This is a genomic window from Pseudomonas sp. UBA4194 (assembly GCF_002379585.1).
Lineage (GTDB): Bacteria > Pseudomonadota > Gammaproteobacteria > Pseudomonadales > Pseudomonadaceae > Aquipseudomonas.
On record NZ_DFUE01000016.1, the window covers coordinates 7,178 to 25,537 of the forward strand.

An 18,360-nucleotide genomic window follows, 5' to 3' on the forward strand; every position below is an offset into this window, starting at 1 on the left:
GGGGACCATTCACCCCAAATCACCCCAAATGCCAACCCCATCACCCCACGCCAGCCACCCACCCCGCAACAGAACCTGACAGCCCACCCCCACCCCGGTACAATCCTCGTTTTCCCGCCGCAACGCTTGGAGCTGAACCTCCCGTGCCTGTTCTGCGCCTTCCGCAACTCCCTGCTTCGGCAGGCAAACACGCCTGGGGCAACTTGCCCGGGGCTGCCCTGAGCCTGGCGATTGCCGAGGCGGCCAGCGCCGCCAAGCGCTTCACCCTGCTGCTGACCGCCGACAGCCAGAGCGCCGACCGTCTGGAGCAGGAACTGCGCTTCTTTGCGCCCGAACTGCCCGTACTGCACTTTCCCGACTGGGAAACCCTGCCCTACGACCTGTTCTCGCCGCATCAGGACATCATCTCCCAGCGCATCGCCAGCCTGTATCGCCTGCCGGAGCTCGATCACGGTGTTTTGGTAGTGCCCATCACCACGGCCCTACATCGCCTGGCACCGACCAGGTTCCTGCTCGGCAGCAGCCTGGTACTGGACGTCGGTCAGCGGCTCGATGTGGAGCAGATGCGCAGTCGCCTGGAAGCCAGCGGCTACCGCTATGTCGACACGGTCTACGAACATGGCGAATTCACCGTGCGCGGCGCATTGATCGACCTGTTTCCCATGGGCAGCAAGCTGCCCTATCGCATCGACCTGTTCGATGACGAAATCGAAACCCTGCGCACCTTCGATCCCGAGAACCAGCGCTCCATCGACAAGGTCGACTCGATCCGCCTGTTGCCGGCCCGCGAGTTTCCGCTGCAGAAAGAAGCCATCACCCGCTTCAAGGCACGCTTCCGCGAGCGCTTCGACGTCGACTTCCGACGCTGCCCGATCTTTCAGGACCTGAGCAGCGGCATCACCCCCGCCGGCATCGAGTACTACCTGCCGCTGTTCTTCGAAGAGACCTCGACCCTGTTCGATTACCTGCCCCAGGACACGCAGGTGTTTTCGCTGCCGGGCATCGAGCAGGCCGCCGAGCACTTCTGGAGCGACGTGCGCAACCGCTACGAGGAACGCCGGATCGATCCATCGCGGCCATTGCTGCCGCCCGCCGAGCTGTTCATGCCGGTGGAAGACTGCTTTGCCCAGCTCAAAACCTGGCCGCGTATCGTTGTCAGCCAGGACGACCTGGAATCGGGCCCTGGCCGCGAGCGCTTCGCCGCCGCGAAACTGCCGGATCTGGCAATCGAGGCCAAAGCCAGCCAACCGCTGGCCGCTCTTTCCGGCTTTCTCGACGACTTCCCCGGACGCGTGCTGTTCACCGCCGAATCCGCCGGGCGCCGTGAAGTGCTGCTGGAGCTGCTCGAACGCCTCAAGCTGCGGCCCAAGACCGTCGATGGCTGGCATGATTTCGCCAAGGGCAAGGAGCGCCTGGCGATCACCATCGCGCCTCTGGACGAGGGCTTGCAACTGCTCGACCCGGCGCTGGCGCTGATTGCCGAAAGCCCGCTGTTCGGTCAGCGTGTGATGCAGCGCCGGCGCCGCGACAAGCGCGCCGACGCCAGCAACGACAACGTCATCAAGAACCTCACCGAGCTGCGCGAAGGCGCGCCGGTGGTGCATATCGACCACGGTGTCGGCCGCTACCTGGGCCTGGCCACCCTGGAGATCGACAACCAGACGGCCGAATTCCTCACGCTGGAATACGCCGAGAACGCCAAGCTCTATGTGCCGGTGGCCAACCTGCACCTGATCGCGCGCTACACCGGCAGCGATGACGCCCTGGCACCGCTGCACCGGTTGGGTTCCGAGGCCTGGCAGAAGGCCAAGCGCAAGGCCGCCGAGCAGGTGCGCGATGTCGCCGCCGAATTGCTCGACATCTATGCCCGCCGCGCCGCTCGCGAGGGCTATGCCTTCGCCGACCCAACCCTGGATTACGCCACCTTCAGTGCCGGCTTCCCGTTCGAGGAAACCCCCGACCAGCAAACCGCCATCGAAGCGGTGCGCGAAGACATGCTCGCGCCCAAGCCCATGGACCGCCTGGTGTGCGGCGACGTCGGCTTCGGCAAGACCGAGGTGGCCATGCGGGCGGCATTCATCGCCGTGCATGGCGGGCGCCAGGTCGCGATCCTGGTCCCTACCACCCTGCTCGCCCAGCAACACTACAACAGTTTCCGCGACCGCTTTGCCGACTGGCCGGTGACCGTGGAGGTGATGAGCCGCTTCAAATCGGCCAAGGAAGTCAGTGCCGCGGTGGAGCAACTGGCCGAAGGCAAGATCGACATCGTCATCGGCACCCACAAGCTGTTGCAGGACGACGTCAAGATCAAGAACCTGGGCCTGGTGATCATCGACGAAGAACACCGTTTCGGCGTGCGTCAGAAGGAAGCGCTCAAGGCGCTGCGCAGCGAGGTGGACATCCTGACCCTCACCGCCACGCCGATCCCGCGCACCCTGAACATGGCCGTGGCCGGCATGCGCGACCTGTCGATCATCGCCACGCCGCCCGCGCGGCGCCTGTCGGTGCGTACCTTCGTCATGGAGCAGAACAAGAGCACGGTCAAGGAAGCCTTGCTGCGCGAACTGCTGCGCGGTGGTCAGGTGTACTACCTGCACAATGACGTGAAGACCATCGAGAAATGTGCCGCCGACCTCGCCGAACTGGTGCCCGAGGCGCGTATCGGCATCGGCCACGGGCAGATGCGCGAACGCGAGCTGGAACAGGTGATGAGCGACTTCTATCACAAGCGCTTCAACGTGCTGATTGCCTCGACCATCATCGAGACCGGCATCGACGTACCCAGCGCCAACACCATCATCATCGAACGCGCCGACAAGTTCGGCCTGGCCCAATTGCACCAGTTGCGCGGCCGCGTCGGGCGCAGCCACCACCAGGCCTACGCCTACCTGTTGACGCCGCCGCGCCAGCAGATCACCCCGGACGCCGAGAAGCGCCTGGAAGCCATCGCCAATACCCAGGACCTGGGCGCCGGCTTCGTGCTGGCCACCAACGACCTGGAGATCCGCGGTGCCGGTGAACTGCTCGGTGAAGGCCAAAGCGGACAGATTCAAGCCGTCGGCTTCACCCTGTACATGGAAATGCTCGAGCGCGCGGTGAAGTCCATCCGCAAGGGCGAACAGCCCAACCTCGACCAGCCTCTGGGGGGTGGCCCCGAGATCAACCTGCGCGTGCCGGCGTTGATCCCCGAGGACTACCTGCCCGACGTGCACGCCCGTCTGATCCTGTACAAGCGCATCGCTTCGGCCGCTGACGAAGAGGGGCTCAAGGACCTGCAAGTGGAAATGATCGATCGCTTCGGTCTGCTCCCCGAGCCCTCCAAGAACCTGGTGCGCCTGACCCTGCTCAAGCTGCAAGCCGAGCAACTGGGGATCAAGAAGGTCGACGGTGGCCCCCAGGGCGGCCGCATCGAATTCGCTGCCGATACCCCGGTCGACCCGTTGACCCTGATCAAGCTGATCCAGAGCCAGCCCAAGCGCTACAAATTCGAAGGAGCGACCTTGTTCAAGTTCATGGTGCCGATGGAACGTGCCGAGGAGCGCTTCAACACCATTGAAGCGCTGTTCGAGCGCCTGACGCCAAAAGCCGGTTGATATGCGCGGCGAACGCCTGATCGACGACCTGCAGCCACGACCCCGGCTGTGGCTGGGCAGTGTCGAGTTCAGCGCCTTCGAGCCGCGCAACGGCAAGATGCAGCGTTACGTGCAGCACCGCGCGGCACTTGCCTATGGCTACGCGGGCGAGTACGTCAGCAGCGCCCGCAGCGCTGTCCTGCTGCAGCAGCGCGACAACGAGACCTTTCGTATCCAGCGCCAGCCGGCTTTGGAGAAGGCGCTGCGCGACAAGCTTCAGGGCCTGGGCTTCAAGCTCGCGACGCGCCAGAGCAAGGCGCTACCCGAAAGCGCCGGTGACATCTTCGAGCTGCCCAGTGATGGGGCCTGGCTGCGCTTCATCCTCAATGAGCTGCCGGGGCTGCGTGACGAAGGCTGGGAAATCGAATACGCCGAGGACTTTGCTTTCGACCTGACGCCCGTCGAGGCGTGGTACGCGGTGGTCGACGAAAGTCCGGATCGCGACTGGTTCGATCTGGAGCTGGGCATCGTGGTCAACGGCGAACGCCTGAGCCTGCTGCCCATTCTGCTCAACCTGCTGCGCAGCCATCCGGAATGGCTCAACCCCGCCCAGCTGGCCCGACGACGGGACGACGAGCAACTTCTGGTGCCGATCCATGGCCTGCATCATGGCAAGCAGCGCCTGATGCAGGTCGCCCTGCCCTACGGTCGGCTCAAGCCCGTGCTGGCGACACTGGGCGATTTCTATCTGCGCGAGCCCGGGGAAACCACCCTGCGCCTGTCGAGGCCGGATGCCACTCGCCTCAACGCCCTGCAGGCGCTGCCATTGAACTGGGAAGGCGGCGAGCGGGTGCGCCAGTTCGCCGAGCGCCTGCGCGACATCCGCCAAACTCCAGCCGTCGTGCCCACGGGCCTGCGCGCCACCTTGCGGCCCTATCAGATCGAAGGTCTGAGCTGGATGCAGGCCTTGCGTCAGCTGGAGGTGGGCGGCATCCTCGCTGATGACATGGGCCTGGGGAAAACCCTGCAGACCCTGGCGCACCTGCTGAGCGAAAAGCAGGCCGGGCGCCTGGATCGGCCGGCCATGGTGGTGATGCCGACCAGCCTGATCCCCAACTGGCAAGACGAAGCGGCACGTTTCGCCCCCGATCTGAAGGTGCTGGCGCTACAAGGCGCCGGCCGCAAGAAATACTTCCCGCTGCTGCACGAGTACGACCTGCTGCTGACCACCTACGCGCTGCTGCCCAAGGACATCGAGCACCTGGAAAAGCTGCCGTTGCACGTGCTGATACTCGACGAAGCGCAGTACATCAAGACGCCCGGCAGCAAGGCTGCCCAGGCCGCCCGCCAGCTCAACGCGCGACAACGCCTGTGCCTGAGCGGCACGCCGCTGGAAAACCATCTGGGAGAACTCTGGTCGCTGTTCCATTTCCTGCTTCCGGGCTGGCTGGGCGACAGCAAGCGCTTCAGCCAGGAGTATCGGGTGCCTATCGAAAAACATGGCAACGAGGCCCGCCTGCTGCACCTGAACGGGCGCATCAAGCCTTTTCTGCTGCGCCGCACCAAGGAGCAGGTCGCCACCGAGTTGCCGGCCAAGACCGAGATCGTGCACTGGGTCGACCTCAACGATGCCCAGCGCGATGTCTATGAAACCGTGCGCCTGGCCATGGACCAGAAAGTACGCGCCGAGATCAATCGCAAGGGCGTGGCCCGCAGCCAGATCATCATTCTCGAGGCCCTGCTGAAACTGCGCCAGGTGTGTTGCGACCTGCGCCTGGTCAACAGTGTGGCCCCGCCTGCACGAGGTGGCAGCTCGGGCAAGTTGAACAGCCTGATGGAGATGCTCGACGAGCTGATTGCCGAAGGTCGGCGCATTTTGCTGTTCTCGCAGTTCACCTCGATGCTCGGGCTGATCGAGCAGGAGTTGCAACAGCGTGGCATCGAGTACGCACTGCTCACGGGGGCGACGCGCAACCGACGCACGCCGGTGAAAGATTTCCAGGAAGGCCGCTTGCAGATCTTCCTGATCAGCCTGAAGGCCGGTGGCGTGGGCCTGAACCTGACGGCCGCCGACACGGTGATCCATTACGACCCCTGGTGGAACCCTGCCGCCGAGCACCAGGCTACCGACCGCGCCTATCGCATCGGTCAGGAAAAGCCGGTGTTCGTGTACAAACTGATCACCCGGGGCACGGTGGAGGAAAAGATTCAGCATTTGCAGCTGGAGAAATCAGCACTGGCGGCCGGCGTGCTGGAAGGGCGGCAGGCAGGCGACTGGCGGCTGCAGGGTGAAGACATCGACGCACTGTTTGCGCCCTTGCCGGGGGGCAAGGGGCGCAGGAAGTGAATGTTGTGGGCGGGGGTGATGGGGCGGGATCTGCGGTGAATGGCCCCCTCACCCCAGCCCTCTCCCTGAGGGAGAGGGAGCGAAAAGCAGATCACTGATATCTGTGGGAGGGCGTGAGGGGACCATTCACCGCAAATCCCAACCAAACCCACTCAATCAATAAACTCGGCAACCCCCTCCCGGCTCCCCACGAAAAACCCATCCGCCACCCACCGCAACGGCTGCACATCGGTATCGCTGCCCCCACTCCCCACCAGTTGCGCAAAATGCCCATACACCCGCGCGTATTCACCCAGGTCCGTCACCCCCTGCTCCACGCCATCCAGCCAAAGCCGCGCCCCGCCATGGCTCAGGCGGGCACTGCCCTCTTCGCAGTGGACCTCGATCTGCCACAATTCATCCCGACCATGATCCCAATCGAATTCGGCATCGACCTGCAACCCGTTGCAATCGGTCAGGCGCAGGCTGGCTGCAATGGGCGCCTGACGGTTGCTGGGCACCCGCAAATGCGCGGTGCTGACGAACAGCGGTTCGGGCATCAGGTAGCTCAGGATCGACAACGCATTGATACCAGGGTCGAACACCCCCAGCCCACCGGGTTGCCAGATCCATTGCTGCCCCGGATGCCATTTGCGTACATCCTCCTTCCAGGCAATGGCCACGCTGGTCAGGGACTTGCCTTCCAGCCAGGCTTTGGCGCCGTCGACCCCGGCGGCGTACCGCGAGTGCCACGCAAACAGGCAGGTAACCCCTTGGCTGCGGGCCAGTTCGACCAGCGCCATGGCCTCGCCCAAGGTGGCACACGGCGGCTTCTCGACCAGCACATGCTTGCCAGCCAGCAAGGCTTCGCGCACCTGGGCGTAGCGCCCTTGAGGCGGCGTGCAGAACGCTACGGCCTGCACCTCGGGGCGCTTGGCGAGCAGCTCGCTCAGGCTTGCATAGGTGTCCACGCCCGGGCACGGCTCGCCTAAAGTGGCGACGGCACACAGGTCGAATGCGGGGTTGTTGCGTATGGCAGGCACATGCTGGTCCTGGGCGATCTTGCCGTACCCCACCAGACCGAGACGAATGGGCTGCATGGCGACTCCTTTTTTATTGTTGGGCTCAGGGCTTATAGCAGCAATCGGTTCAACTGGCACCCTGGTGGATGGCAGCTACACGGCGCGCCTACAGCTCTACGCACGCCTCCTGCAGGCGCAGCGTCCATTCCCGAAATCGATCCTCCTGGCCCCATCCAATCCGCACAGGACCAACAATTGCATGCCTCACCCCATCGACCGTTGCCTGCCAAGAGCCCCGCCATGTCCGACCGCCTCATGCCGCCAACCCTGCGTTTCATGCTCGCTGCCCGACGCAGCGAACTCGACGGGCTTGAAGGTCTGGCCGCGACCTGTGAGCTGGTCACCCTGATCAGCCAACTGGTGCATGCCCTGCAGCGCGAACGCGGCTATTCCAATATCTACCTGGGCAGCCAGCACGAAGACCACCGCGCCCAGCTCGACCTGCACACCGAGCAGGCCAGCGCGCTGGCCGAGGACGTCCAGCAGCGCCTGTTAAGCATGGACCTGGAAGCCTCCAGTGCTGCCGACCGTGCCCGCCTGTTCAACCGCATTGCCTATGTGTTGCACGGCTTCGGCGAGCTGCCGGGCCTGCGCCGACGAATCCGCGAGCGCGTGCTCAGCCCGCTGGATGCCACGGCCGCCCTCACCCGCTTGATCGGCGGGCTGCTGGCGGTGGTGTTCGAGGCGGCAGACACCGCCATCGACCCCAGCATCACCCGGGTACTGGTGGCGCTGTTCAACTTCATGCAAGGCAAGGAACTCGCCGGGCAGGAGCGCGCTACGGGCGTGGCAGGTTTCTCGGCCGGTTTCTTCGATGCCAATCTGCACGAGCGTATCCTGCACCTGGCCCAGAGCCAGGAGCGTTGTTTCCAGACCTTCAGCGACTTTGCCGACCCGCAGGCCCTGACCCTCTGGCGTACGCTGCAAGCCAGCACCGAAACCACCCAAGTGGCCCGCCTTCGCGAAGTGGCCCTGCGCACCTCGGCCAGCCATCCGGTAGACCCTGGCCTGTCGCAACTGTGGTTCGAGCTCTACAGCCAGCGGATCGATGCCATGCAGGCTGTGGAGCAGCACCTGGCGGAGCAGTTGCTCAGCACCTGCCGCCAGAGCATCAAGCACGCGCATGCCGACCTGGATAACCATCGCGTATTGCTGCAACGCCTGGCCAGCCTGGAAACCATGGGATGTGGCGATGCGCGTCTGTTCAGCGTGCAGGCGACCGACCTCGACAGCCCGGCACCGGACGGCCACGGGCCGCAGATGGGCCGCTCTCTGCTGGACCTCTTGCAAGCCCAGACCCACCGTCTGCAGGATGCCAATCTGCAACTGGACGAGGCCCGTCAGGCACTCAACGAACGCAAGCTGGTGGAGCGCGCCAAGCAGCTGCTGATGAAGGAGTTCGGCTTGAGCGAGAATGATGCCCACGGCCGCTTGCGCCAATCGGCGATGTCCCGTGGGTTGCGTATGGTGGACATGGCGCAGAGCATGTTGGCGGTGGCCGGTAAGGGTTGAGTTGCCATTCACCCACACCCACAACCTGCCCCGAGCGCCCCATTACTGCGCACCGCTGCACCCACATGCGCCCCTGGCGTGCACCGCGAACCAAGCCCCCCTCTCCCTGTCTACCGTTCTCTGGCCAAGACGACCACCGCGCAAATTTGCAGTGCCGGCCTGCATTAATCTCCATTGATACCGGCAAAATTGCCTGTCACGATCGCCTGGTCCGCTCATTAATCACTGGAAAATCAAGAACAAGGCAGGGAATCAGCGATGACAGCTCAAGTCTTCCCCTTTCTCCAGCGCCCCGCTCTCGACCTCGATACCCATGTGCTGGGCGAAGTCCGCAATCGTATCGGCCACCTGACCCTCAATCGCCCCGCCGGGCTCAACGCGTTGACCCTGGACATGGTGCGTGGCATTCGCGGGTATCTGGACGCCTGGGCGCTCGACAACCATATACAGGCGGTGGTGCTGCGCGGCGCTGGCGAGCGCGGGTTCTGTGCCGGGGGTGATATTCGCAGCCTGTACGACAGCTTCAAGGCCGGCGACACGGTACATGAACAGTTCTTCGCCGAGGAATATGCCCTCGACCAGTGCCTGCACCACTACCGCAAACCGGTGCTGGCAGTGATGGACGGCTACACCCTGGGGGGCGGCATGGGCCTGGCTCAAGGCGCCGAGTTACGCCTGGTCACCGAGCGCACCCGGCTGGCGATGCCGGAAGTGGGTATCGGCTATTTTCCCGATGTCGGCGCCAGCTACTTCCTGAGCCGCGTGCCCGGTGAGATCGGTACTTACCTGGGCGTCACCGGCGTGCAGATCGAAGCCGCCGATGCGCTGTACTGTGGCCTGGCCGACTGGTTCCTGGAGAGCGAGTGCCTCGCGACGCTGGATGAGCGCCTGGACAAACTGGAATGGAGCAGCAGCCCACTCAAGGATCTGCAGGGCGTGCTGGCCAAGCTGGGCGTCCAGACCTTGCCGGGCGCCCCTTTGAATCGCCTGCGTCCGGCCATCGACCATTTTTTCGGCTTGCCGGACATCGCCAGCATGATCGAGCAATTGCAGGCAGTCACCGTCGCCGACAGCCACCAATGGGCCGAGAACACTGCCCATCTGATGCAGACTCGTTCGCCCCTGGCCATGTCCGTGACCCTGGAGTTGCTGCGCCGTGGTCGCCACATGAGCCTGGACGAGTGCTTCGCCATGGAACTGCACCTGGACCAGCAGTGGTTCGAACACGGCGACCTGATTGAGGGCGTACGCGCCCTGCTGATCGATAAAGACAAGAAACCGCGTTGGAACCCACCCACGCTGGAGCTGCTCGAGCCTGCCCGTGTCGAGCGATTTTTCGAAGGCCTTTAAGCCTGGAGCCTGCCATGCAAGACCTGGAACTGACTGAAGAACAGATCATGATTCGCGACATGGCGCGAGATTTTGCCCGCGCCGAGATCGCCCCCCACGCCCGTGCCTGGGAGCAGGCGGCATGGATCGATGACGGCCTGGTGGCCAAACTCGGAGAACTTGGCTTGCTGGGCATGGTGGTGCCCGAGCAATGGGGCGGCAGCTATACCGATTACGTCGCCTATGCCCTGGCGGTAGAAGAGATCTCCGCGGCCGACGGTGCGGTGGGTGCACTCATGAGCGTGCACAACTCGGTCGGTTGCGGCCCGTTGCTCAAGTACGGCTCCGATGCCCAGCAACAGGCCTGGTTGCCTGGACTGGCGAGCGGCCAGACCATCGGCTGCTTTTGTCTGACCGAACCTCACGCCGGTTCCGAGGCGCACAACCTTCGCACCCGCGCCGTATTGGATGGCGAGCACTGGGTGATCGATGGTGCCAAGCAGTTCGTCACCAATGGGCGCCGAGCGAAGCTGGCCATCGTGTTTGCCGTGACCGATCCGGAGCAGGGCAAGAAAGGACTGTCGGCTTTCCTGGTGCCCACCGATACGCCAGGCTTCACGGTCGATCGCAGCGAACACAAGCTGGGCATTCGTGCATCGGATACCTGCGCCATCACGTTGAGCCGCTGCCGCGTGCCGGCAGCCAATCTGCTGGGTGAGCGCGGCAAGGGCCTGGCTATCGCCCTGTCCAACCTCGAAGGCGGCCGTATCGGCATTGCCGCGCAAGCCCTCGGCATCGCCCGAGCGGCTTTCGAAGCAGCACTGGGCTATGCCCGCGAGCGGGTACAGTTCGGCAAGCCGATTCTTGAACACCAGAGCATCGCCAACCTGTTGGCCGACATGCAGGTGCAGATCAACGCCGCACGCTTGCTGGTGCTGCACGCGGCCCGCTTGCGCAGTGCAGGATTGCCCTGTCTGTCAGAGGCATCCCAGGCCAAGCTGTTTGCTTCGGAGATGGCGGAGAGAGTGTGCTCCAGCGCCGTGCAGATTCATGGCGGATACGGGTATCTGGAGGATTATCCAGTGGAGAAATACTACCGGGATGCCCGAATCACCCAGATCTACGAGGGGTCGAGCGAGATTCAGCGTATGTTGATTGCGAGGGAGTTGAGGAATTATCTGGTTTAGTTGGGGATTTGTGGTGGATGGTCCCCTCACCCCAGCCCTCTCCCTGGGGGAGAGGGAGCTAAACACCTATATCCGCAACACCGCGATCCGCTTTTAGCCCCCTCTCTCCCAAGGAGAAGATTGGGGGAGAGGGAGCTAAACACCTGCATCCGCAACACCGCGATCCGCTTTTAGCCCCCTCTCTCCCAAGGAGAAGATTAGGGGAGCGGGAGCTAAACACCTGCATCCGCAACACCGCGATCCGCTTTTAGCCCCCTTTCCCTCAGGGAGAGGGCTGGGGTGAGGGGACCATCCACCGCCGCTCCCCCAGTCACCCAACCTACCGCCCCTTGAACACCGGCTCGCGCTTGGCAATGAACGCCGCCATCCCCTCCTTCTGATCCTCGCTGGCAAACGCCGCGTGAAACACCCGGCGTTCGAACCTGACTCCTTCGGCCAGGCTTACTTCAAACGCGCGGTTCACGCTTTCCTTGACCATCATCGCAATCGGCAAGGACTTCGCAGCGATCTGCGCAGCCACATTCATCGCCTCTTCCAGCAACTGCGCCTGGGGCACGATGCGCGCCACCAGCCCTGCCCGCTCGGCTTCTTCGGCATCCATCAAGCGGCCGGTAAGGCACAGTTCCATGGCCTTGGCCTTACCCACCGCGTGGGTCAGTCGCTGAGTGCCGCCCATGCCTGGCAATACCCCGAGCTTGATCTCCGGCTGACCGAATTTGGCGTTGTCCGCGGCCAGAATGAAATCGCACATCAACGCCAGCTCACAGCCCCCGCCCAAGGCAAACCCGGAGACCGCCGCAATCAGCGGTTTGCGCCGATTGGCGACCCGGTCGCTTTCACAGAACAGATCATCGAGGTAGATCTGAGGGTAGCGCAGCTCCGCCATTTCCTTGATGTCGGCACCGGCGGCAAAAGCCTTGGCTGAACCGGTCAGCACGATGCAGCCAATATTGCGGTCCGCCTCCAGGGAATCCAGAGCCTGGTTCAGTTCGTCGATCAGGCGGGCATTCAAGGCATTCAGGGCCTGAGGGCGGTTCAGCGTGATCAGGCCGACACGCTCGCGGGTTTCCAGTATCAGGGTCTCGAAAGGCATTGCAGAATCTCCAGGGCAAGAGCGAAAGGCTTTGGACGTGGATGCCGTCACCAGCCTAGGCGAATGTTTTTCATTGTATGTCTGCAGCCCGGCGCGGCAAGCCGCGCAGGCGCCAATCACCACCGTGAAATGATAGGGTGGAACCCGGGCCTCGACCATGGGGTCATTGCCCTGTCCCTTACACCCAGACCTGGAGGCATCGATGCCACGCTTGACCACCTTGCTGCTCGCCAGCCTGTTCGCCACGCCGTTGCTGGCAGCCGAGACCAAGCCCAGCTACGGCCCGGAGCTGCAAGGCTTCGAGTACCCCTACACCTTGCAGCACTACGCGTTCGAATCCCAAGGCAAGCGCTTGCAGATGGGCTACATGGACGTCGCTGCCAATGGCAAGCCCAACGGCCGCACCGTGGTGCTGATGCATGGCAAGAACTTTTGCGGGGCCACCTGGGAGACGTCGATCAAGGCGCTGAGCGACGCAGGGTTTCGTGTAGTGGCGCCGGACCAGATCGGCTTCTGCACCTCCAGCAAGCCAGAGAACTATCAATACACCTTCCAGCAACTGGCCACAAACACCCACGAGTTGCTGACCAAGATCGGTGTCAAGGAAGCCGTCATCCTGGGCCACTCCACCGGCGGCATGCTTGCCACCCGTTACGCCCTGATGTTCCCTGAAGACACCGAGCGGCTGGCCATGGTCAACCCCATCGGCCTGGAAGACTGGAAAGCCAAGGGCGTTCCTTATCGCACCGTGGACCAGTGGCTGGAGCGCGAGACCAAGGTCACCGCCGAGGGTATCCGCAAGTACGAACAAAGCACCTACTACGCTGGCCGCTGGAAGCCGGAATTCGATCGCTGGGTCGACATGCTTGCCGGGCTCAACAACGGGCCGGGCCACAATCTGGTGGCGTGGAACTCGGCGTTGATCTACGACATGATCTTCACTCAACCAGTGGTCTACGAGTTCAAGGAACTCAAGGTGCCTACGCTGTTGCTCATCGGCGATGCCGATACCACGGCAATCGGCAGCGATATCGCCGCGCCCGAGGTCAAGGCAAAGCTCGGCCAGTACTCGGTGCTGGGCAAACAGGCCAGCCAGATGATCCCGGGCAGCACCCTGGTGGAATTTGCCGGCCTGGGCCATGCGCCACAGATGGAAGAGCCGGCACGCTTTCATAAGGCCCTGCTGGACTGGTTGAACAACCCGATCAAAACCCCCTGAACGTTTACCCCGGGAGCTGGACCATGCGTATTGCAGTGATCGACGACTGGCAGGCCGTTGCCGAAACGGTAGTCGACTGGGCACCCTTGCGGGCCCTTGGCGAGCTGGAATTCCTTCATGACTATCCGGCCGACACGGCCACACTGGCCCAGCGTCTGGCGCCGTATCAGGTGATCTGCGTGATGCGCGAGCGCACCACCTTCGATCAGGCACTGCTCAGCCAACTGCCTGAACTCAAGCTGCTGGTCACTGGCGGCATGCGCAATGCCGCCATCGATGGAGTGGCGGCAAAGGCCCTGGGCATCGACGTAGCGGGGACCGAAAGTTACAAGCACGCCGCACCGGAACTGACCTGGGCCTTGCTGATGGCGCTGAGCCGCAATCTGCTGACCGAAGCCAATTCCCTGCGCGAGGGAGGTTGGCAGGTCGGCCTGGGAGGCGATTTGCACGGCCAGACCCTGGCGCTGCTGGGTCTGGGCAGCATCGGCGAGAAGGTCGCCCGGTTCGGTCAGGCCTTCGGCATGCGTGTGATCGCCTGGAGCGAAAACCTGACTGAAGAGCGGGCCCGCCAGGTGGGGGTAGAACGGGTCGACAAGCAGCAGCTGTTCGAGCAGGCCGATATCCTCAGCGTGCATCTGGTGCTGGGCGAACGCAGCCGTGGTCTGGTGGACGCCCAGGCATTGGCCTGGATGAAGCCCACCGCGCTGCTGGTGAACACCTCGCGCGGCCCTATCGTCGACGAATCCGCGTTGATCGAGGCGTTACAGCAAAGACGGTTGGCCGGCGCGGCGTTCGATGTTTTCAGCGAAGAACCGCTGCCACCGGACCATCCGTTTCGCGAGTTGCCCAACGTGCTGGCCACACCCCATATCGGCTATGTCAGTGCCAATAACTACCGGATGTTCTTCAGCCAGATGATCGAAGACATCGTTGCCTGGCACGGCGGCGCGCCCATCCGCCTTCTGGTCTGACTCAGTCGATCAGTTGCGCCTGGCGCAGCGCCTGGATCGCCTGCTGCCAGCGCGGCGCCTGGCGATACTCAAGGTTGGCGTAGCTGCGGCCGCGCATACCGGCCAGCCGCGGTGAAGGCTTCACCCCCAGACGCTGGACGGCACTGAGGGCAAGCTCGGCACTCGCCCGGTCGTTGCACACCAGGCCCATGTCACAGCCAGCACTCAGCGCCGCCTCGATCCGGTGGGCGGCATCGCCCACTACATGAGCGCCAGCCATGGACAGGTCGTCGCTGAAGATGATGCCTTCGAATTTCAGCTCACCACGCAGGATCTCCTGCAGCCACTTGCGGGAAAAGCCTGCCGGGCGGTCGTCGACCTGTGGGTAAATCACGTGGGCCGGCATGACCGCTGCCAGCTGGCCGCTGAGCCGGGCGAAGGGCACCAGGTCCTGGGCAAGCAGTTGTTCCAGGCTGCGCTCATCGACCGGGATGGCCACGTGGGAATCCGCTTCGGCCCAGCCATGACCTGGGAAATGCTTGCCGCAAGCCGCCATGCCCGCCGCGTTCATGCCACGGATGAAGGCGCCGGCCAGCGCACTGGCCCGTTCAGGGTCGCCTTCGAAGGCACGCGTACCGACCACCGCGCTGCGCTGGTGGTCCAGGTCCAGCACGGGTGCAAAACTCAGGTCCAGGCCTACCGCCAGCACCTCGGTCGCCATCAACCAGCCGCATTGCTCGGCCAGGGTCAGTGCATCGGGATTATCGGCCAGCGCGCGCATGGCCGGCAGCCTGACAAAGCCGTGACGCAGTCGCTGAACGCGTCCTCCCTCCTGATCGACAGCCAGGATCAGGTCAGGGCGCACTGCGCGGATCGACGTCGCCAGTTCGCGCACCTGACGCGGGTTCTCGATGTTGCGCGCAAAGAGGATCAACCCCGCTACTTCTGGCTGACGCAGCAACTGCCGGTCTTCGGCGGTCAGCCAGGTACCGGCGATGTCCACCATCAAAGAGCCTTGCAGGGGTGCAGTCATGGTATGTCCTTGTTCGAAACGACAGCCGACCGACTTCGCCGGGCGAACCGATCAGCGTGATGAAGGGAAGTGAAAGCCGTGATGGGCACGTTAGCGACGGTCCCGGTCGGCAAGGTTAACCCAAGGCGTGGCCGATCCCAATCAAACCTTGGCTGCTGATGCACTGGACTTGCTGCGCGGCCGCAGTTGCGCGCTCGCCATGGCAGCATCCGTCACGCCCGTGTCGGCGCGCATGCCGGCGGCCAGGAAAGGTACCATCAGGCGCATCACCTGTTCGATCGAGGTATCTACACCGAAGTCGGTTTCGGCGATGGCGCGGAGGGCCTTGATACCCGACATGCTGAACGCCGCAGCGCCGAGCATGAAGTGCACGCGCCAGAACAGTTCTATAGGGGGAATGCGCGGGGCGGCGTCGTTGACCAGCAGCATGTAGCGGCGGAACACCTTGCCGTACATGTCCTCGAGGTAGCGTCGCAGGTGGCCTTGGCTCTGGCTGAAGGCCAGCCCCAGCAGGCGCATGAAGATGGACAGGTCGTTGCCACTGCGCGGCTGCACCACCAGCGCCTGCTCAACGAGGATTTCAAGAAGCTCTTCAAGGCTAGCCTTGGCAGCGCCCGCGGACTGGCGACGTTCGAGTTCGCGATCCAGACTCTGGCAGAAAGGCCCGAGAAAACGGGAAAACACCGCTTGAATGAGCGCCTTCTTGGAACCGAAGTGGTAGTTGACTGCGGCCAGGTTGACGCCGGCCTTGCTGGTGATCAGCCGCAACGAGGTTTCGGCGAAGCCTTTTTCCGCGAACAGCTGTTCGGCGGCATCGAGGATGCGTTCAACGGTTTCCGACTGGGCCATGGCAACTCCGCCTGACAAACACTTGTTTGAAACATACGTTTCACCCTTGTGGATTGTCAAGCCTGTGCGGCCTCTTTATGGCCGGGCGGTCACGTATTAAAGCATACAAATTCAAAACGTTATCTGCAGTTGACCGACAACCGGGGCCAAGGCGGGGAGAAAACGGTATTGCCAAGGCAGTTCCACTGTATATAATCCCAGTCACTGTATAAAAAGACAGAGCGAGAGACATGCTAAAACTGACGCCACGCCAAGCCGAGATTCTGGCCTTCATCAAGCGCTGCCTTGAAGACAACGGCTTTCCGCCTACCCGCGCGGAAATCGCCCAGGAACTGGGCTTCAAATCGCCCAATGCGGCCGAGGAACACCTCAAGGCACTGGCGCGCAAGGGTGCTATTGAAATGACCCCGGGAGCCTCCCGTGGCATCCGCATTCCGGGCCTGGACAGCAAGACCGACGAGTCGACACTGCCGATCATCGGCCGTGTCGCGGCCGGTGCGCCGATCCTGGCCCAGCAGCACATCGAAGAGTCGTGCAACATCAACCCTGCATTCTTTCACCCCAAGGCTGATTACCTCCTGCGCGTGCACGGCATGAGCATGAAGGACGTTGGCATCATGGATGGCGACCTGCTCGCCGTGCATACGTGCCGGGAAGTGCGCAATGGCCAGATCGTGGTCGCACGGATCGGCGACGAGGTCACCGTCAAGCGTTTCCACCGCGAAGGCAATAAAGTCCTGCTGCTGGCGGAAAACCCCGATTTCGCACCTATTGAAGTCAACCTCAAGGACCAGGAACTGGTCATTGAAGGCTTGAGTGTCGGCGTCGTTCGCCGGTAAGGAGGCGTCATGCAGTTCCCCCAAGCACCACAACACGCTCAAATGTCTTTGTTCGAAGCGTTCATGGCCAAACCCATGCAGCCACTGTTCAAGGAAGCAGCAGAGTCACCCTGGACGGCGACGGACCCGGAAGTGTTCAGTGAAGTGTCCTTGCGTGGCGCCGCCGGGAACTGCCTGAACCTGCTGGCCCCCATGTTGCGAGAGCTCAGCGAAGAGCGCAATGCGCGCTGGCTGACATTGATCGCCCCGCCCTCGAGCCTGACCCAGGCCTGGCTTCGCGATGCGGGGCTCAATCGAGAGCGCATCCTCTTGCTGCAACCACGCGGCAGCCAGAGTGCGCAGCAGTTGGCATGCGAGGCGTTGCGCCTGGGCCGTAGCCACACGGTGGTAAGCTGGCTCAACCCCCTGAACAGCGCCGGGCGGCAACAGCTGATCGCCGCCGCCAGGATTGGCGACGCGCAAAGCCTGAACATCAGATTGGGCTAAATCCTTGAAATGGATGCGGTCGGCACAGGGATCAGCCGATCAGCCCTGGCTGGGGTGTGCGCCCCACACCGCGGGCTCAATGCAGAACCCGTGGACCGTCTTCGTTATCGATTTCGCCTTCCACCAGCTTGCCCGCCATCTGCACGCCGACGCTGAGCATGGCCTTGGCAACTTCAACGTGCTGCCCTTGCAGGAAGGCCTTGGCATCTTCGGAAAAATTCAGGGTCACCAGCGAACCTTCGTCCTCTGCGCGACGCAATTCGATACGGCCATCCGGCAGTTCGACAATCTCAAGAAAGGACGTTGACATAAGGACATGTTCTCCACGAAAGGCCGGTATTGTAGCAGTGCTTAATCAAATCAGCACTCACTGAGGCCTTCGCGAAAGCGGATCGCCAGGACTTTGAGTTGCTGGCGCCAGCTCTCCAGCTCCTCACGCTCCAGCTCCGCGGGCGGCTGGGCATCCAGGTTCACAGCCTGAATCAACGGCTGGGTAACGTCACCCTTGGGCTTGGCCGGAGCTCTGGGCGGTGCGAAAAGCGCCGCATAAGCCGCCAGCAATTGCGCCAACCACGTTTGCGAGTGCTGGGCCAGCTCCACCAGTTCTGCCAGCTCCGGAATGGCATTGCCTTCCAGGGAGGCCGGTGTGAGCATCGACTCGGCCGTGGCGGCGTTGGCCTGCGGCAGGCGATAGAAACCGGCGATCTCATGGCACAGGCCCAGCAAGGCGCCGTACAGGTGAAACACTGCCGCCTCACGCTCCGCCTGCTGCAAGGCCTGGGCGTTCATGGCGGTGCCGCGAGCGGCTTTGTCCATGGCTTCCAGGGCGAGCCCGGCGAAGTAGATCTTTTGGTTGGTGCGGGTGTACAGCTCGTGAGCCATG

General features: G+C 63.1%; 15 protein-coding genes. 9 read left to right on the forward strand and 6 right to left on the reverse strand.

Translation table 11 applies throughout. The features are described 5' to 3' along the window. Positions 1–143 precede the first annotated feature (143 nt). Both mfd and B3397_RS03750 read left to right on the forward strand, forming a co-directional pair. Complete coding sequence (gene mfd, locus B3397_RS03745; protein WP_296247415.1) at positions 144–3,593, forward strand: transcription-repair coupling factor; 3,450 nt, start codon at positions 144–146, stop codon at positions 3,591–3,593. A gap of 1 nt (position 3,594) precedes the next feature. Further along, a complete protein-coding gene (locus tag B3397_RS03750) occupies positions 3,595–5,919 on the forward strand; it encodes a DEAD/DEAH box helicase (RefSeq protein ID WP_296247416.1) in 2,325 nt (774 codons plus the stop codon). A gap of 152 nt (positions 5,920–6,071) precedes the next feature. Here B3397_RS03750 and B3397_RS03755 read toward each other — a convergent pair whose 3' ends face one another. Next, positions 6,072–6,998, reverse strand: coding sequence for a Gfo/Idh/MocA family protein (locus B3397_RS03755; RefSeq protein ID WP_296247418.1), 927 nt, complete (start codon positions 6,996–6,998; stop codon positions 6,072–6,074). Positions 6,999–7,220: 222 nt separating this feature from the next. Between B3397_RS03755 and B3397_RS03760 the strand changes: the two genes are divergently transcribed. From B3397_RS03760 to B3397_RS03770, 3 genes are all read left to right on the forward strand, one after another. Beyond that, on the forward strand, positions 7,221–8,492 hold the full coding sequence (locus tag B3397_RS03760) for a nitrate regulatory protein (RefSeq protein ID WP_296247420.1): 1,272 nt from the start codon (positions 7,221–7,223) through the stop codon (positions 8,490–8,492). Between the two features lie 258 nt (positions 8,493–8,750). Further along, positions 8,751–9,842, forward strand: a complete 1,092-nt coding sequence (locus tag B3397_RS03765) for an enoyl-CoA hydratase/isomerase family protein (protein ID WP_296247422.1) — start codon at positions 8,751–8,753, stop codon at positions 9,840–9,842. Positions 9,843–9,856: 14 nt separating this feature from the next. Continuing rightward, positions 9,857–11,008 carry an acyl-CoA dehydrogenase family protein gene (locus B3397_RS03770; RefSeq protein ID WP_296247423.1) on the forward strand — a complete coding sequence of 384 codons (1,152 nt, stop codon included), beginning with the start codon at positions 9,857–9,859 and terminating at the stop codon, positions 11,006–11,008. Between the two features lie 319 nt (positions 11,009–11,327). On the opposite strand, the gene B3397_RS03775 is transcribed toward B3397_RS03770, so the two are convergent. Next, positions 11,328–12,101: an enoyl-CoA hydratase gene (locus B3397_RS03775; protein WP_296247424.1), complete on the reverse strand. Its 774-nt coding sequence runs from the start codon at positions 12,099–12,101 to the stop codon at positions 11,328–11,330. Positions 12,102–12,303: 202 nt separating this feature from the next. Between B3397_RS03775 and B3397_RS03780 the strand changes: the two genes are divergently transcribed. After that, positions 12,304–13,320 carry an alpha/beta fold hydrolase gene (locus B3397_RS03780; RefSeq protein ID WP_296247425.1) on the forward strand — a complete coding sequence of 339 codons (1,017 nt, stop codon included), beginning with the start codon at positions 12,304–12,306 and terminating at the stop codon, positions 13,318–13,320. Between the two features lie 23 nt (positions 13,321–13,343). Next, positions 13,344–14,291 (forward strand): D-2-hydroxyacid dehydrogenase family protein, encoded by a 948-nt coding sequence (locus B3397_RS03785; RefSeq protein WP_296247426.1) that lies wholly within the window; start codon positions 13,344–13,346, stop codon positions 14,289–14,291. 1 nt (position 14,292) lies between these two features. Here the strand turns inward: B3397_RS03785 and nagZ are convergent, their stop codons facing one another. Together nagZ and B3397_RS03795 are read right to left on the reverse strand one after the other, a co-directional pair. Beyond that, positions 14,293–15,291 carry a beta-N-acetylhexosaminidase gene (gene nagZ, locus B3397_RS03790; protein ID WP_296247641.1) on the reverse strand — a complete coding sequence of 333 codons (999 nt, stop codon included), beginning with the start codon at positions 15,289–15,291 and terminating at the stop codon, positions 14,293–14,295. Between the two features lie 153 nt (positions 15,292–15,444). Beyond that, positions 15,445–16,152: a TetR/AcrR family transcriptional regulator gene (locus B3397_RS03795; protein WP_296247428.1), complete on the reverse strand. Its 708-nt coding sequence runs from the start codon at positions 16,150–16,152 to the stop codon at positions 15,445–15,447. A 230-nt stretch (positions 16,153–16,382) separates the two neighbouring features. Here B3397_RS03795 and lexA point away from each other — a divergent pair, with 230 nt between their 5' ends. Both lexA and sulA read left to right on the forward strand, forming a co-directional pair. Further along, complete coding sequence (gene lexA / locus B3397_RS03800; protein ID WP_296247429.1) at positions 16,383–16,991, forward strand: transcriptional repressor LexA; 609 nt, start codon at positions 16,383–16,385, stop codon at positions 16,989–16,991. A 9-nt stretch (positions 16,992–17,000) separates the two neighbouring features. Next, entirely contained in the window at positions 17,001–17,477 is a 477-nt protein-coding gene (gene sulA, locus B3397_RS03805; protein ID WP_296247432.1) for an SOS-induced cell division inhibitor SulA, read from the forward strand. Positions 17,478–17,553: 76 nt separating this feature from the next. On the opposite strand, the gene B3397_RS03810 is transcribed toward sulA, so the two are convergent. Together B3397_RS03810 and B3397_RS03815 are read right to left on the reverse strand one after the other, a co-directional pair. Further along, positions 17,554–17,787, reverse strand: coding sequence for a hypothetical protein (locus tag B3397_RS03810; protein ID WP_296247433.1), 234 nt, complete (start codon positions 17,785–17,787; stop codon positions 17,554–17,556). 50 nt (positions 17,788–17,837) lie between these two features. After that, a complete protein-coding gene (locus B3397_RS03815) occupies positions 17,838–18,359 on the reverse strand; it encodes a DUF6586 family protein (protein ID WP_296247435.1) in 522 nt (173 codons plus the stop codon). Position 18,360: the final 1 nt, after the last annotated feature.